Annotated in this window: 13 protein-coding genes; 1 reads left to right on the forward strand and 12 read right to left on the reverse strand. The window is 71.5% G+C overall.

Translation table 11 applies throughout. The features are described from left to right. Positions 1-36: 36 nt before the first annotated feature. From STRAU_RS03515 to STRAU_RS03535, 5 genes are all read right to left on the reverse strand, one after another. On the reverse strand, positions 37-246 hold the full coding sequence (locus STRAU_RS03515) for a hypothetical protein (RefSeq protein WP_037657330.1): 210 nt from the start codon (positions 244-246) through the stop codon (positions 37-39). Between the two features lie 143 nt (positions 247-389). Further along, positions 390-1,070, reverse strand: coding sequence for a response regulator (locus tag STRAU_RS03520; RefSeq protein ID WP_016638853.1), 681 nt, complete (start codon positions 1,068-1,070; stop codon positions 390-392). Beyond that, positions 1,067-2,308 (reverse strand): sensor histidine kinase, encoded by a 1,242-nt coding sequence (locus tag STRAU_RS03525; protein WP_106967798.1) that lies wholly within the window; start codon positions 2,306-2,308, stop codon positions 1,067-1,069. The genes STRAU_RS03520 and STRAU_RS03525 overlap by 4 nt, the downstream gene beginning before the upstream one ends. A 30-nt stretch (positions 2,309-2,338) precedes the next feature. Continuing rightward, entirely contained in the window at positions 2,339-3,136 is a 798-nt protein-coding gene (locus tag STRAU_RS03530; protein WP_016638855.1) for an ABC transporter permease, read from the reverse strand. After that, a complete protein-coding gene (locus STRAU_RS03535; RefSeq protein ID WP_016638856.1) occupies positions 3,133-4,071 on the reverse strand; it encodes an ABC transporter ATP-binding protein in 939 nt (312 codons plus the stop codon). The genes STRAU_RS03530 and STRAU_RS03535 overlap by 4 nt, the downstream gene beginning before the upstream one ends. Positions 4,072-4,217: 146 nt before the next feature. Between STRAU_RS03535 and STRAU_RS03540 the strand changes: the two genes are divergently transcribed. Beyond that, positions 4,218-4,784 carry a GNAT family N-acetyltransferase gene (locus STRAU_RS03540; protein ID WP_016638857.1) on the forward strand — a complete coding sequence of 189 codons (567 nt, stop codon included), beginning with the start codon at positions 4,218-4,220 and terminating at the stop codon, positions 4,782-4,784. 96 nt (positions 4,785-4,880) lie between these two features. Here the strand turns inward: STRAU_RS03540 and STRAU_RS03545 are convergent, their stop codons facing one another. From STRAU_RS03545 to STRAU_RS03575, 7 genes are all read right to left on the reverse strand, one after another. Then, on the reverse strand, positions 4,881-6,419 hold the full coding sequence (locus STRAU_RS03545; RefSeq protein ID WP_037657332.1) for a type IV secretory system conjugative DNA transfer family protein: 1,539 nt from the start codon (positions 6,417-6,419) through the stop codon (positions 4,881-4,883). Position 6,420: 1 nt separating this feature from the next. Further along, positions 6,421-7,851 carry an ATP-binding protein gene (locus STRAU_RS03550; protein ID WP_016638859.1) on the reverse strand — a complete coding sequence of 477 codons (1,431 nt, stop codon included), beginning with the start codon at positions 7,849-7,851 and terminating at the stop codon, positions 6,421-6,423. Between the two features lie 28 nt (positions 7,852-7,879). Next, positions 7,880-9,439 carry an SCO6880 family protein gene (locus STRAU_RS03555; RefSeq protein WP_037657334.1) on the reverse strand — a complete coding sequence of 520 codons (1,560 nt, stop codon included), beginning with the start codon at positions 9,437-9,439 and terminating at the stop codon, positions 7,880-7,882. Then, a complete protein-coding gene (locus STRAU_RS03560) occupies positions 9,436-10,764 on the reverse strand; it encodes a hypothetical protein (RefSeq protein ID WP_016638861.1) in 1,329 nt (442 codons plus the stop codon). Before STRAU_RS03560 ends, STRAU_RS03555 begins: the two co-directional genes overlap by 4 nt. Continuing rightward, the gene (locus STRAU_RS03565) at positions 10,754-11,593 is read right to left on the reverse strand and encodes a DUF8175 domain-containg protein (protein WP_016638862.1); all 840 of its coding nucleotides are present in this window, start codon (positions 11,591-11,593) and stop codon (positions 10,754-10,756) included. The genes STRAU_RS03560 and STRAU_RS03565 overlap by 11 nt, the downstream gene beginning before the upstream one ends. A 162-nt stretch (positions 11,594-11,755) precedes the next feature. Next, positions 11,756-12,064: a hypothetical protein gene (locus tag STRAU_RS03570; RefSeq protein WP_037657336.1), complete on the reverse strand. Its 309-nt coding sequence runs from the start codon at positions 12,062-12,064 to the stop codon at positions 11,756-11,758. 295 nt (positions 12,065-12,359) lie between these two features. After that, a partial coding sequence (locus STRAU_RS03575) for a hypothetical protein (protein WP_106967797.1) occupies positions 12,360-13,925 on the reverse strand: 1,566 nt, incomplete at its 5' end.

Raw genomic sequence — 13,925 nt, forward strand, 5'->3', positions numbered from 1 at the left:
GCACGGGGGTTTTCTGCGTTCTGCGGGGGATTTCAGTCACCGGTTCGGCGGCTTGATCCAGCCCTTCTGCACCAGCTGGTCACAGTGCCGCCTGCCCTGCGACGGGCTCTCCCCCTTCTGCTTGGTCGCCTTGAGGCAGTCCGCGTACGGCCACGGCGGGCCCGCAACAGGGGCGGCGGCCTGGGCGACCGCCGCCGACGCGCCGAGCCCACCGGCAGCCACCGCCAGGGCCAGGGCAATACTCATCCGACGCACAAATATCTCCTCTTCTCGCGGCCGAAGCAGAGCGCTCCGGATATACGTCAACGAGTGAGGCCGCCGGCCGGGAACCGCCCAACCGATCTAATTCACCGATCCGCCTCTCCGATCCGCTTCCCCGGCCCACCGACTCAAGACGGCCGCACCAGCTTCGTGTCGTACGCCAAAATGACCGCCTGCACCCGGTCCCGCGCACCCGTCTTGGCGAGGATGCGGCCCACATGCGTCTTCACCGTCGACTCCGCGAGGTGCAGGCGGGCGGCGATCTCCGCATTCGTCCAGCCCTGGCCGATCACCGTGAGGATCTGGCGTTCGCGATCCGTCAGGGCCGACAGGAGGGGGTGCTTCGCGGGGTCCGCGGATGCCTCGCTGTCCTGCCCGCCGGACGGCAAGTGGTCGACGAAGGCATCCAGGAGACGCCGCGTCAGGCGAGGCGCCACCACCGCGTCGCCCGTCGCCACCGCGCGGATCCCCGACAACAGTTCCTCCGGGAGCGCGTCCTTGATGAGGAACCCCGAAGCGCCGGCCCGCAGACCCGCGTACGCGTACTCGTCGAGGTCGAACGTCGTGAGGATCAGCACCCGGGAGTGGGCGCCCGACGCGACGATGCGGCGCGTGGCCTCGATGCCGTCCATGTCCGGCATGCGGATGTCCATCAGGACCACGTCCGGGCGCAGGCCGGACGTCATCCGCACCGCGTCCGTGCCGTTGCCGCCCTCCCCCACCACCGTCATGTCGTCCTGGCTCTCCAGGAGCATGCGGAAGCCGAAGCGCTGCAAGGGCTGGTCGTCGACTATGAGGACGGTCGTCACTGAGCGGATTCCTTAGGGGCGGTGGTGCGGGGGAGATGGAGCCGGACCTGCCAGCCCGGTTCGGGGTGCGGGCGCGGGCCGGCCTCGATGGTGCCCGCGTACAAGGCGGTTCGCTCACGCATGCCGGTGAGTCCTCGACCCGAGCCGGAGGGAACGCCGCCCCGGCCCGTGTCGGTCACCGCCACGGTCACACCGTCCGTGGCGTACGCGACGTCGACCGTCGCCGTCACCCCCGGCCCCGCGTGCTTCATGGTGTTCGTCAGGGCCTCCTGCACCACGCGGTACACCGTGAGCTGCTGGCCCGGGGGTATGGAGTCGGCGCGGCCGTGGAAGGTGCTGCGGACCGGCAGGCCCGCCGCGCGGACGCCGTCGATGAGGCGGTCCAGGTCGGTGAGGGCGGGCTGCGGGGCCAGGGCTGCCGTCTCCGCGGCCTCCTCCCGCAGTACGTCGAGGAGCCGGCGCAGTTCCGCGAGGGCCTGGCGGCTCGTGGATCCGATGGCGTCGAGGGCCTGCGCGGCACGCTCCGGGGACCTGGCCGCCGCGTACCTGCCGCCGTCGGCGAGGCCCGTGATGACCGACAGGTTGTGGCCGATGATGTCGTGCATCTCGCGGGCGATACGGGTGCGTTCGGCGGCGGCCGACAGGCGTGCCTGCTGGTCGCGTTCGACCTCCAGCTGGCGGGCCCGCTCGACCAGGGCCCGCGTGTAGTCCTGGCGTGAGCGCACCGCGATGCCGAGGAGCCCGACGATGGCGTACGCCCACAGCTGCGGCAGGATCTGTTGGTCCCAACTGCCCTTCGGGAAGCGGATCGTGCCCGCGACCACCGGCAGTGTCATCAGCACCCCGGCCCACCCCAGCGTGCGCAGCGGCAGCCGCAGCGCGATGTTGAACAGGACGATGAGCTGCACCAGGGCGACCTGGAGCAGCGCGCCCGTCACGCTGTTGACCGCGCCGAACCCCACCATGACGGCGAGGACCGTCATCGGCCTGCCGCGGCGCCACAGCAGCGGCACCGACATGCCGAGGGTCAGGACCGCGATGAGCCAGCCGGGGAGGTCCGTGTTGACCGCGATGTTGCGCCAGCCGCCGCCCATGTAGTCGACGCCGGCCGCCACCACGAAGAACGCCGTGAGCAACACGTCCCACACGAGCGGGCGGCGCCGGTCGAAGGCGCGCGCCCGCTGGGTGAGCTGCTGCAGGTGCCGGGTGAGGGGGTGCGGGTCAGACGCTTGGGTCACCCGCTCATCGTCGTACACGTGCGTGCATCCTCATACGTCTCGGCGCCTCAGCAGCAGTGCTGCCGCCGCGAGGACCGCGGCGGCCCAGAGGGTCAGGGACAGCAGTCCGGTGCCCGGGGAGACCGCGTTGTCGACGTGGGTGACCGAGCCGAGGGCCGAGGCGGCCTGCGCCGGGAAGTACTTGACCGCCGTGTCCACCGCGTCCAGGGGCAGCGTCGTCAGGACCTCCGGCAGGATCAGGACGGAGCCGACGAACGCCCCGATGCCACCGGGCACCGACCGGAGCAGCGCGCCCAGGCCGAGGGCGATCAGGCTCAGGAGCGTGAGGGCCGCGGCGCTGCCCGCGAGGGCGCCGAAGACCCCGGAGTCGGTCAGCGCCAGCTCCTTGTCGGTGCCGCCCAGCCAGATCTGGGCGACCAGGAAGGTGACGACGTTCGTGACGAGGCACAGCACGAAGACGACCCCCGCGAAGACCGCCGCCTTCGACCACAGCACGGGCACGCGGCGCGGGACGGCGGTCAGGGACGCGCGGATCATGCCCGTCGCGTACTCGCCGGCGGTCACCAGGATGCCGAGGACGGCCAGGCAGATCTGGGAGAGCTGGGTGCCGAAGAGGACGAAGACGACCGTGTCGATGTCGGCGTCGTCGCCGTCGTACGTGGTGCCCATGGTGATGCCGATGGCCAGGACGAGGACGCTCGCGGTGAGCAGCGTGATCCAGGTGGTGCGCAGCGTCCAGAGTTTGTGCCACTCCGAGCGCAGGACCCGGGCGGGGGTGACGCGGTACGGGCTGGGGGCGACCCCCGTCGTGGTGTCCGTGGTGGTCATGCCGCGGCTCCTTCCAGCGGTGCGCCGGACGTCACGTACTCGACCGAGTCGTGGGTGAGGTCCATGAATGCCTGCTCCAGCGACGCGGTCTGCGGGGTGAGTTCGAACAGGGGGATGGCGTGGGCGGCGGCGGTGCGGCCGATGTGCTCGGCGTCGGTGCCGTGGATGTCGAGGGTGCCCGGGGCGTCGCTGGTGATGGTCACCGTCGGGCCCGCGAGCAGGTCGGCGAGGCGGGCCGCCGCCGGGGAGACGACCTTCACCGAGCCGGTGCCCGAGTCGCGTACGAAGCGTTCGACCGTCGTGTCCGCGAGCAGCCTGCCCCGGCCGATGATGATGAGGTGGTCGGCGGTCACCGCCATCTCGCTCATCAGGTGGGAGGAGACGAGGACGGTGCGGCCCTCGGCCGCCTGCGCCTTGAGGAGGTTGCGGATCCACAGGACGCCCTCCGGGTCCAGGCCGTTGACCGGCTCGTCCAGGATGAGGGTTGCCGGGTCGCCGAGCAGGGCGGCCGCGATGCCGAGGCGCTGGCCCATGCCGAGCGAGAAGCCCTTCACGCGGCGGCCCGCGACGTCCGTGAGCCCGGTCGTGTCAAGGACGTCCCGGACGCGCGAGCGCGGGATGCCGTGGGTGTGCGCGAGCGCCATCAGATGGTGGTACGCGGAGCGGCCCGGGTGGATCGATCGGGCCTCCAGGAGCGCGCCGACCTCGGTCAGGGGCGCGCTGTGCGTGGCGTAGGCGCGGCCGCCGACGGTACAGCGCCCGGCCGTCGGCGCGTCCAGGCCGAGGAGCATCCGCATGGTCGTGGACTTGCCGGCGCCGTTGGGGCCGAGGAAGCCGGTGACGGTGCCGGGGCGGACCTCGAAGGTGAGGTCGTCGACGGCGGTCTTGGGGCGCTTGCCGCCGTAGCGTTTGGTGAGTCCGTGTGCCCGAATCATGGATCGATGGTCGCGGCGGGGCGGGGGCGGGCGCGTCGGACCGGGGTCGCTTCGTCGGGCGGCGAGTAGTACCGGGGTACGACGGGGGCACGTGGCCGGGGGCGAATTGCGTTGCGTGCGGCCGGTACTCCGCCCAAGATCGGTGTATGGAACACCTCATACGCCCCGTGCGCGCCGGGGAATGGCGGAAGGTCCGTGACCTGCGGCTGCTCGCCCTGCGGGATCCGGCGGCGCCGGTCGCCTTCCTGGAGACGTACGAGAACGCCGCTTCGAAGTCCGACGAGTTCTGGCAGGACCGGGCCGAGGGCTCGGCCGCGCCGGGTGGCCCGGTGCGGCAGTTCATCGCCGAGGGGCCGGACGGCGACTGGGCGGGCTCGGTGACGGTGATGATCGAGGAGCCGGGGACACCGGGCGTCCTCGGCGTCGGCCCGTCGGTGCGGCAGGCGCACCTTGTGGGGGTCTTCGTGCGGGCCGAGCACCGCGGTACGGGGATCACCGAGGCGCTGTTCTCGGCGGCGGTCGACTGGGCGCGGGCGCCGGAGGGCGAGGGGGCCGGTGTCGAGCGGGTGCGGCTCTTCGTGCACGAGGACAATCCGCGTGCCGAGGCGTTCTACCGGAAGTTCGGGTTCGTGCCCAGCGGGGAGGTCGCCCCTGTGCCCGGGGATCCGGGGGCGCGGGAGCGGGAGATGGTCCTTGAGCGGGCGGCCGCCTGACCGCTTGGTGTGACTGACCTGTTGGCGCGTTGGATAGAACGCTCGTTTTAGTGCGAAGAGATGGTCGGCCGACGGGGCGCTCGGCCGGTCAGCCGCTCAGCCGGTCAGTTCGTCGTGCGGCCAGCGGGCGCGGCCCTGCTCGCGGGAGCGGAGCAGGGCCAGGGTGGGCATGCCCCGCTCCGCTCCGCCGGCGAGCAGCTCCGGCAGTTGCGGAAGCGGGGCGACCGCGGCCACGTCGTCCAGGACGAGCGTGACTGGTGGGTCGAGCCGACCGGAGGATGACCGTTCGGCCATGCGCCGGCCGTGCTCGACCACGCTGGAGGCGAGTGCCGTCAGGAGCGGCATCGCGCCGGGGTTGGTCTTGGGGTCCTCGATCGCCTCACCCACCACGAAAAGCGTGCCCCCTTCATCGATGAAGGAATCCAGGGTGAGCGCATCGGTTCGGTTCGGCGTGCAGGACTCCCGTACGTTCACCGTGAACAGGGCGGAGAGGGCTCGGGCCGTCAACTCCTGGGCGATGTCCCGGCGTTCGGTGTGCGCGGTGAGGGCCGACTCCAGTTCACCCGCCGCGCCCGGGCTCGCCTTGGGGTGCGTGCGCAGGACGCGGACCGCGTCCTGGACCTGGGTGCCCTGGGCCCAGCGGTGCACGTGCTTGATGTTGCGGCCGTCGACGGCCGCGGCGTGCAGGAAGCTGCGGAGCAGGGTTTCCGCGGTGTCGGCGACCGCGGTGTCCAGTTTGGCGCTGGGCCTGATCGGGGCGAGGAGGGATCTAGCCCGGTGGGCGGCCGTGGCGTTGTCCTCGCAGCCGGTGGTGGGGGGCCAGTGGAGGCGGGCCGGGGTGTCGCAGAGGTGGGAGGGGTCGTAGACCAGGACGGGGCCGAGCTTCGCTCGGGCGTCCTTGGTCTCCTCCCAGAGGGTGGGGTCGGACGTGATGACCAGGGCCGCGGATTCCGCGTCCGCGATGGCTTGGGCCGCCAGGGGGCGGCGGGTCTCCGGGGGTCCCAGGACCAGGGGGGCCAGGGGGGTACGGGGAGCGGGGACCTGGGGGGTCTTGGCGAGGTCGACGTCGGTGGCTGCGGGGGCCGGAGCGGGAGCGGGAGCAGGAGTAGCAGCAGGAGCAGGTACGGACACTTCAGGCGCCGGAGCCTCATCCCGTACAGCAGGTGCGGGTACGACGCCCTCCCGTACCGGTGCCTCCCGTACCGGTTCTGGCCGTTCCGGAGCCTTCCGGGGCTCTTCCCGTCGGGCCCGCCGTACCGCCCTGTACCGCGCCACCGTTCCCAGTACGAAGACCGTCAGGACGACGAGGACCATCACCTGGCCGATGAGGAAGCCCCAGAGGAGGCCGTAGCCGGAGAGCTGGTCGGCGGGGGTGTCGGGCCAGGCGCCGGCGACGTCGTGGGGCTGCTGGAGGAGATGGCGTACGGCGGGCGGTGTCCTGCCGAAGGTGACGCCCTCGGGCCACTCGCCGTGGGCCCACAAGCCGGCGATGCCGGTGGCCGACCAGATCAGCACCACCATGCCGAGGAGGAAGGCGAGGACGCCCACGAGCAGGCCGTCCGGTACCCCCCCGCGTGCGCGCGGCCCCTCGCCCGGCCCCGGCCCCCGCTCCTCGTAGCGACCGTCCTGCCGCATGTCAGGCCACCGTCGACCGGGAGCCGGAGGACCCGGCGGGTCCGTTGCCCATCTGTTGTTCCATGTACGCGGCCCTTTCCTCCGCCTCCCGTTCGGCCGCCGCGAGGGCGTCGTCGGCGAGCAGGTCGCTCGCGGACTCCGTCATGGCGCGGTCGGTGAAGACCAGGGGGCGTTCCGTGTCCGTGATCAGGTGTTTCACCACCTGGACGTTGCCGTTGACGTCCCAGACGGCGATGCCGGGGGACAGCGTGGGGATGATCTCGACGGCCCAGCGGGGCAGGCCGAGGACGCGGCCGGTGGCGCGGGCCTCGTCGGCCTTCTGGGCGTAGATGGTGCGGGTGGACGCCATCTTGAGGATGGGGGCCGCCTCCTTCGCGGCCGCACCGTCGACGACGTCCGACAAGTGGTGGACGACCGCCACGAACGACAGGCCGAGTCGGCGGCCGAACTTGAGCAGGCGCTGGAAGAGCTGTGCCACGAAGGGCGAGTTGATGATGTGCCATGCCTCCTCGACGAGGAAGATGCGCTTCTTCCGGTCGGGGCGGATCCAGGTGTGCTCCAGCCACACGCCGACGATCGCCATGAGGATGGGCATGGCGATGGAGTTGCGGTCGATGTGGGAGAGGTCGAAGACGGTGAGCGGGGCGTCGAGATCGATGCCGACCGTGGTCGGGCCGTCGAACATGCCTCGCAGGTCGCCGTCGACCAGCCGGTCCAGGACCAGGGCCACGTCCAGACCCCAGGCCCGTACGTCGTCTATGGCGACGTTCATGGCCTCCGCCGACTCCGGCTCGGGGTGGCGGAGTTGCTCGACGATGTCGGTGAGGACGGGCTGGCGGTCGACGATGGTCTCGTTGACGTAGGCGTGCGCGACCTTCAGGGCGAAGCCGGAGCGCTCGTCCAGGCCGTGGCCCATCGCGACCTCGATGATGGTCCGCAAGAGCGCCAGCTGGCCCGTCGTCGTGATCGCCGGGTCGAGCGGGTTGAGGCGGATGCCCATGTCGAGGGCGGCCGTCGGGTCGAGCCGGATGGGTGTTATCCCCAGCTCCTGCGCGATGAGGTTCCACTCGCCGACGCCGTCCTCGCCCTGCGCGTCCAGGACGACGACCTGGCGGTCCCTGAACCGCAACTGCCGCAGCACATACGTCTTTTCCAAGGCCGACTTGCCGTTGCCGGACTCGCCGAGCACCAGCCAGTGCGGTGCCGGGAGCTGCTGGCCGTACAGCTGGAACGGGTCGTAGATGTAGCCCTTGCCGGAGTACACCTCACGGCCGATGATCACGCCCGAGTCGCCGAGGCCGGGCGCGGCCGTCGGCAGATAGACCGCCTGGGCCTGCCCCGTCGACGTACGCACCGGGAGACGTGTCGTCTCGACCTTCCCGAACAGGAAGGACGTGAACGCGTCCGTGAGGACGGTCAGCGGGTCCCGCATCGCACCTTCACACCCCTACCGTTGTGGTTCATCGCCGGATGCCGGTCGCGAACGGCAGCGTGTTCACAAATGCCCGGTGGTGCTCGCGGTCGCACCACTCCAGCTTCAGATACGACTTTCCGGCAGAGGCCCTTATCGTCCGCTTGTCGCGGGCGAGGGCCTCCGGGGAGCGGGACGAGACGGTGATGTAGCCGACGAGGTTGACGCCGGCCGCGCCGCTCGCGAGGTCCTCGCCGCGCTGGTCGAGGCGGGAGTGGGAGGCGATGTCGCGGGGGTCGACGGTGCGGTTCATCTTGGCCTGGCGGCTGGCCTCCGCCTCGTCGTTGGTCTTCTCCGTGAGCATGCGCTCGATGGCGACCTCGGTGGGCTCCAGGTCCATGGTGACGGCGACGGTGCGGATGACGTCGGGGGTGTGGACCAGGAGCGGCGCGAGGAAGTTCACGCCGACCGGCGTCATCGGCCACTCCTTCACCCAGGCCGTGGCGTGGCACCAGGGGGCGCGGGTGGCGGACTCGCGGGTCTTCGCCTGGAGGTAGGTGGGCTCCATCGCGTCGAGCTCGGCGGGCCAGGCATTACGTTTCGTCATCGCCTGGATGTGGTCGATGGGGTGGTCCGGGTCGTACATGGAGTGCACGAGGGAGGCGAGGCGGCCCTGGCCGAGGGGCTGGCGGACGCGGATGTCGGCTTCCTGGAGGCGGGAGCAGATGTCGGTCAGCTCGCGGGCCATGACGACGGCGAGACCGGCGTCCTTGTCGAGCTTCTTGCCGCCCTGCGGGCGCGAGGCGCGCGCCATGGCCTGGGCCTCGGCGGCGAGGTCGCGGGAGTAGTGCATGCAGGCGATGAGGTAGGCGCGGTGCTGCTCGCTGGACGTGGACACCATCGACTGGAGCTGGTCGTAGGAGTGCTGGATCCAGGGCAGCGCGCGGTCGTCGCCGCGGGTCGTGACGTCCTTGGCGTGCGCGTCCGGGTCGGCGGGCAGCGTACGCGCGAGCATCTGAATGCGCGTCACGAAGCCGTCGCCGTTGGCGACGTGCTTGAGCAGCGTGCCGAACCGGTCGACGAGGGCCTCCTGGTCCTCGCTGTCGCGCAGGCCGACGCCGGGGCCCTCGATCTCGATGGCGGCGGTCACCGTCCGCCGGTCGGCGTGCAGCAGTACGGCGATCTCGTCCGGGCCGAAGGGCGCGGCGAGCCAGTTGATGCGGCCGATGCCGGGCGGCGGCCCGACCTCGACCTCGCGGCCGTCGAGCCGTACGCCCGCCTCGGCGGCCCCGGAGCGATAGGTGGTGCCGCTGCGCAGCGAGCGCTTGTAGCTGCGGTTGATCTCGAACCACTTGTAGAACGTGCGCTGCTTGTACGGGAGATACACCGCGCCGATGGCGATCAGCGGGAAGCCCATGAGCAGCAGGATGCGCAGGAAGAGGAAGGGGACGAAGATGCCGCACATCATGCCGAGGAACGCCCCGGCGATGATCAGGGCGATCTCGCCGGTCTCGCGGTTGCGGCCGATGATGGCGTTCGGCCGGGCGCGGCCGATCAGATAGGTGCGGCGGGGCGTGACCGGTGGGGACACATGGGACTGGGTCGTCAACGCCCTTCACCTCCAGTGCGGTTGGTGCTTCCGGTGCGGTCGCCCGCGTGCGGGGTGCTCGACGGGCTCGTACGGGGCGGGGGCGGGGCGGATCCGCCGGCCGAGGGGGCGCCCGAGCGGTGGCCGTGGGTGGACACACCGCTGCCGACCGCGTGGGCCGCGGCGGGCTGGGCCGGGGTGTCGCCGCCGCCAGCCTGACCGCCGCCGGCCTTGCCGTTGGAGCGTGCGCTGTGGGTGCGGATGCCCTGGGCGACCCAGGCGGCGGGCGAGTTGAGGGCGGTGGCGGCGCGGTTCTCGGCGCCGCGCATGAGGCGGTTGTTGCGGGTGGCCATGATGTCGTCGCCGAAGCCCGGGACGAAACGGTAGATGGAGGCGCTGGCGAAGATGGCGAGCAGGATGACGGAGAGCCCGGACACGACGGCCGAGAGCGAGTCAGGACCGTCTTCTCCCTGTAGCGCCCCCGCGATGCCGAGCACGATCACAATGATCGGCTTCACCAGGATGATCGCGATCATCAGGCCCGCCCAGCGGCGGATGCGGCCCCAGGTGTTCTTGTCGACGAGGCCCGAGTAGACGATGGTGCCGAGCAGCGCGCCGACGTACAGCATGGCGGCGCGGATCACCAGCTCCAGGCAGAGGATGCCCGCGGCGGCGATGGACACGGCAGAGACGACGATCAGCATGATCGGGCCGCCGCCGATGTCCGTGCCCTTGTCCAGGGCCTGCGAGAACGTGCCGAAGAACTTGTCGGTCTCGCCGCCCACCGATTTGGCGAGCACCTCGGAGATGCCGTCCGTCGCGGACACGACGGTGGCCAGGATCAGCGGCGTGAACGCGGACGCGAGCACGGTGAGCCACAGGAACCCGATGGCCTCGGACAGCGCGGTGAGCATCGGCACGCCGCGGATGGCGCGCTTGGCGACCGCGAGCAGCCACACGATCAGGGTCAGCACGGTCGACGCGGCGAACACCACGGCGTACTGCTGCAGGAACCGCTCGTTGGTGAAGTCCACCGCGGCGGTGTCGTTCACGTACTCCGTGAGCTTGTTGACGATCCACGAGGCGGCGTCACCGAAGCCGCGGGCGAGGGAGGAGAGGGGGTCCAGCTCGGAGAGGCCGCCCCCCCGGTCGGTGGGGGACTTGGGGGCGCCGCTGTCGCCGCCTTCGCCCTGCTCGCAGTACTTCTTGGCAGGGCCGTGGATGAGGCGACAGGGGTCGTCGTCGGGTGCGGCGGCGGCGCGCGTCGCGAAGAGGAGGACAGTGGTCTGCACCGCCGCGACGGCGGCGGTGACGGTGAGTACGGGACGGCGGCGACTACCGGGCATAGGTGAACCCTCCGTACCCTTCGACCGCCTTGGCGATCTCGTCGGAGTTGGACGCGCGGTCGTCGCCCGGGACCGGGGCGGGACCTTCCTTCTGGGAGTGCGTGGTGATCTTCCAGTCGCCGCCGGTCCACTCCAGCTTCATGGTGATCGTGAACCAGCTGCTGGTGACCGGCTTGGTCGACTGCTCCCCGGCGAGACCGAGCAGCCCGCCGCACCACGCCTCCACCGTGGCCCTGCCGCCGCCGAACTCGGTGACCTTGGTGCCGATCGGGCTCGTGCGCGAGACGAACTGGAAGCCGCTCGGCGTCGACCCGTCGTCGTTCAGGCCCACGTTCTTGAAGAAGTCGGCGGTGTACGCCTTGTCGAGCTCCGCCTCGAATCTGCGCACGCTGGAGGGAGCCATGATGGCCTTGAGGATGCCGTCCCGCCGGGACTTGTCGAACATCTCGGCGGAGCCGAGCGCCACCGCGTAGTTGGCTGCGGCGCTCTGCGCGCCCTGCTCGCTCTTCGAGTACCCCGAAGGAATCCCCCCGGCCTTCCCGTTCACCGGCTTCTCGCCGGTGGGGGCCGTCGGGGCCGCCTCCGTCCCGTTGCCGCCGCCGCGGCCCTCCCCGCCCCCGTCGGACGACGAACCGTCCCGGTTGGCGAAGGCGATGGCCGCGATGAGGAGGACCACGACGCCGACGACGGTGATGACGCTGCGCGAGGGGGACCGCCCCGCGGAGCGGGCGGATCTGCGCGCGGAGCCGTACCCGTCGGCGCCATCGCCGTCGGGGAGCCGCGTGCGGGTCTCGCCCGTACCGCCGAAGAGGTCATCGTCATCGCTCATGCCGCGTACGTCCCCTCAACCTCTTGCTTGACCGCGCGGTCCGCCAGGTACACCAGAGACGACGGTAGCCGTGCTGGTTCCCGCGCGGGCGCGGTGTGGTGACTCGACATCAGGGAGTTGCAACCTCAGCCGGTGGGCGCGACGGACGGGTGGGGAAGGGGGTCAGACCGCCATGCCGTACACGATGGTGAACAGCGTGCCCAGCGAGCCGATGATGAAGACGCCGGTGAGTCCGGCGATGATCAGGCCCTTGCCCTGCTCCGCGCTGAAGGTGTCGCGCAGTGCCGTCGCGCCGATCCGCTGTTTCGCGGCGCCCCAGATGGCGATGCCGAGGCACAGCAGGATGGCGACGGCCATCACCACCTCGATCATCACGCGCGCCTCATTGCCCAGGTCCCCAAAGGGGCCCCAGTCGGGGGCGATCCCACCGATGATGGTGTTGATGTCGCCCTTCTCGGCTGCCATAAGCATGTGTAACTCACCGCCCCTAGTGGGTTGTTCTCGCGCCATTGCCCACCTCTGCCTGCCACAGCGCAGAGGACGGAGTCATTCTCGCCGACAATCGGCGCGGCGCGTGCCGCCTTGACGTCATTTGTTGGCCGACTTCGTACGTTTCGTCGTACGCATCGCACGTAGCCGTTCGGCGGCGGGCGCAGAACGGCATACGAAGGCACGTATGGTCACTCTGTGTATCACGAGGGGTGACGCCGGGCAATCAAGGCCCGGCGTGGCCGCGGGCAGCGCCCGCTCGGGTGCGGTCGTCCGCTCAGGTGCGGCCGTCGAAGTCGCCGAAGCCGCCGCTGACGACGTACGCGCAGTCCGTGTAGCGGTACCCGCCCTGGACCTTGGCGCCGTCGCTGTGGTCGCGGACCAGGCCGGTGCCGCCGGCGCCGCGCTTGTAGAGGAAGTGGTACTCGCCGGGCGGGAGCCGCAGCGTCTTCTGCGGGTAGCTCCGGCCGCTCGCCTTGCATGCCTTGGCGCGGCCCTCGATCCGGCTGCTGTACGTGGAACAGCCCGCGCAGGCGCCGAGCTTGACGGTGCCGGTGGCGGGGCCGGTGAACAGGACCTCGACGGGGGACGGGCCGTCGTTCTTGAAGACGAACTCCTGGCCGGAGCCCGCCCGTCGCTGCGCGGGCAGCTTGCCGCCGGCCTGCGGGCGGGCGGCGGCGACCTCGGCGGCGATGGCGATGGTGCGGGCGCGCTCGCGCCTGCCGCTGTCCTTGTACGTGTCGGCGAAGCCGGCGAGGGTCTTGGCGGCCTCGGAGTACCGGCCGTCCTCGAACTCGTCGACGCCGCAGGCGTAGACGCCGGGCTCGACGGCGGCGTCGGCCTTGCTGCCGAGGGGTGAGCCCGTGCCGTCGGGCAGGGACTGGGCGGTGGTGCGGATGGCGCGCAGCTCCTGGGTGGCCGTGCAGGGGTCGGCGCCCTTCAGCTCGGCGACGCGGTCGTCGATGGCGCCGCGGATGGCGGGCGCGACCTTGCCGGCGGCGTCGGACTTGGGGAAGGTGTCGAGGAGTTCGCGCAGGTCCGCGCCGCCGCCGGTCTTGCCGAGCGAGGACATGCCGCACTCGTAGTAGGAGTCGGCGAGGCGGGCGTCGGGCCAGGTGGCGAGGCGGCCGAGGCGGTCGTCGCCGACGCTGCCGGGCAGGGTGCGCAGGTATTTCAGGGGCTCGATGGCGTCGCAGTACTGCTTGTCGGCGTACGGCGCGGCGACGGACTTGTAGTAGGCGTCGAGGCGGCCGGGGACGCGGTCGGCGGCGCGGGATCCGGCGTGGTCGCGGACGAGGCCGCGGTAGAGGCCCATGGCGGTGCGGTAGTCGCTCTCGGAGGCCGTGAAGGGGCGGCCCTCCTGTGCCTTGACGATTCCGTCGGCCTTGTCGAGGCGGTCGAGCAGCATGCCTTCGACGGCCTCGTCCTGGGCGGCGTCGTAGCCGACGGCGGAGGTGGCCGGGACGGCGAGCAGGACGACGCCGAGGCCGACGGCCAGCGGTGCCCGCAGCCGCCAGCCGATGGGCGCGCGGAGGGCCCGGCGGGCGGCGTCGGCGGCGGCGAGCACGAGGACCGCGAGATACCCGACGAGGGCGCCGCCGGGGACGCCGTCGACGTCGGCGGGCAGGGCGACCAGGAGCAGCGCGCCGGTGGCCACCCAGCACAGGAGGGCGGGCAGCCAGGCGCGGATGAGCACGTAACCGAGCCCGAGCCCGGTGAGGTTGAGCAGCGCGGCGGCGAGGGGACGCAGCGGCTCGTGCGGGGCGGGTTCGGGCGGGGGCGCCGTGGGGGGCGCGTGGGGTTCGAGGAGTTCGGGGGTGCCGTAGAGCGGGGGCGGTGGGGG

This window comes from Streptomyces aurantiacus JA 4570, from assembly GCF_000414115.1.
In the GTDB taxonomy this organism is placed as follows: Bacteria; Actinomycetota; Actinomycetes; order Streptomycetales; family Streptomycetaceae; genus Streptomyces; species Streptomyces aurantiacus_A.

Bases quoted from the DNA above. Each gene is read 5' to 3' on its own strand.
- STRAU_RS03515 (WP_037657330.1), bottom strand. From the start codon at position 246: ATGAGTATTGCCCTGGCCCTGGCGGTGGCTGCCGGTGGGCTCGGCGCG.
- STRAU_RS03530 (WP_016638855.1), bottom strand. From the start codon at position 3,136: ATGACCACCACGGACACCACGACGGGGGTCGCCCCCAGCCCGTACCGC.
- STRAU_RS03535 (WP_016638856.1), bottom strand. From the start codon at position 4,071: ATGATTCGGGCACACGGACTCACCAAACGCTACGGCGGCAAGCGCCCC.
- STRAU_RS03540 (WP_016638857.1), top strand. From the start codon at position 4,218: ATGGAACACCTCATACGCCCCGTGCGCGCCGGGGAATGGCGGAAGGTC.
- STRAU_RS03545 (WP_037657332.1), bottom strand. From the start codon at position 6,419: ATGCGGCAGGACGGTCGCTACGAGGAGCGGGGGCCGGGGCCGGGCGAG.
- STRAU_RS03550 (WP_016638859.1), bottom strand. From the start codon at position 7,851: ATGCGGGACCCGCTGACCGTCCTCACGGACGCGTTCACGTCCTTCCTG.
- STRAU_RS03560 (WP_016638861.1), bottom strand. From the start codon at position 10,764: ATGCCCGGTAGTCGCCGCCGTCCCGTACTCACCGTCACCGCCGCCGTC.
- STRAU_RS03565 (WP_016638862.1), bottom strand. From the start codon at position 11,593: ATGAGCGATGACGATGACCTCTTCGGCGGTACGGGCGAGACCCGCACG.
- STRAU_RS03570 (WP_037657336.1), bottom strand. From the start codon at position 12,064: ATGCTTATGGCAGCCGAGAAGGGCGACATCAACACCATCATCGGTGGG.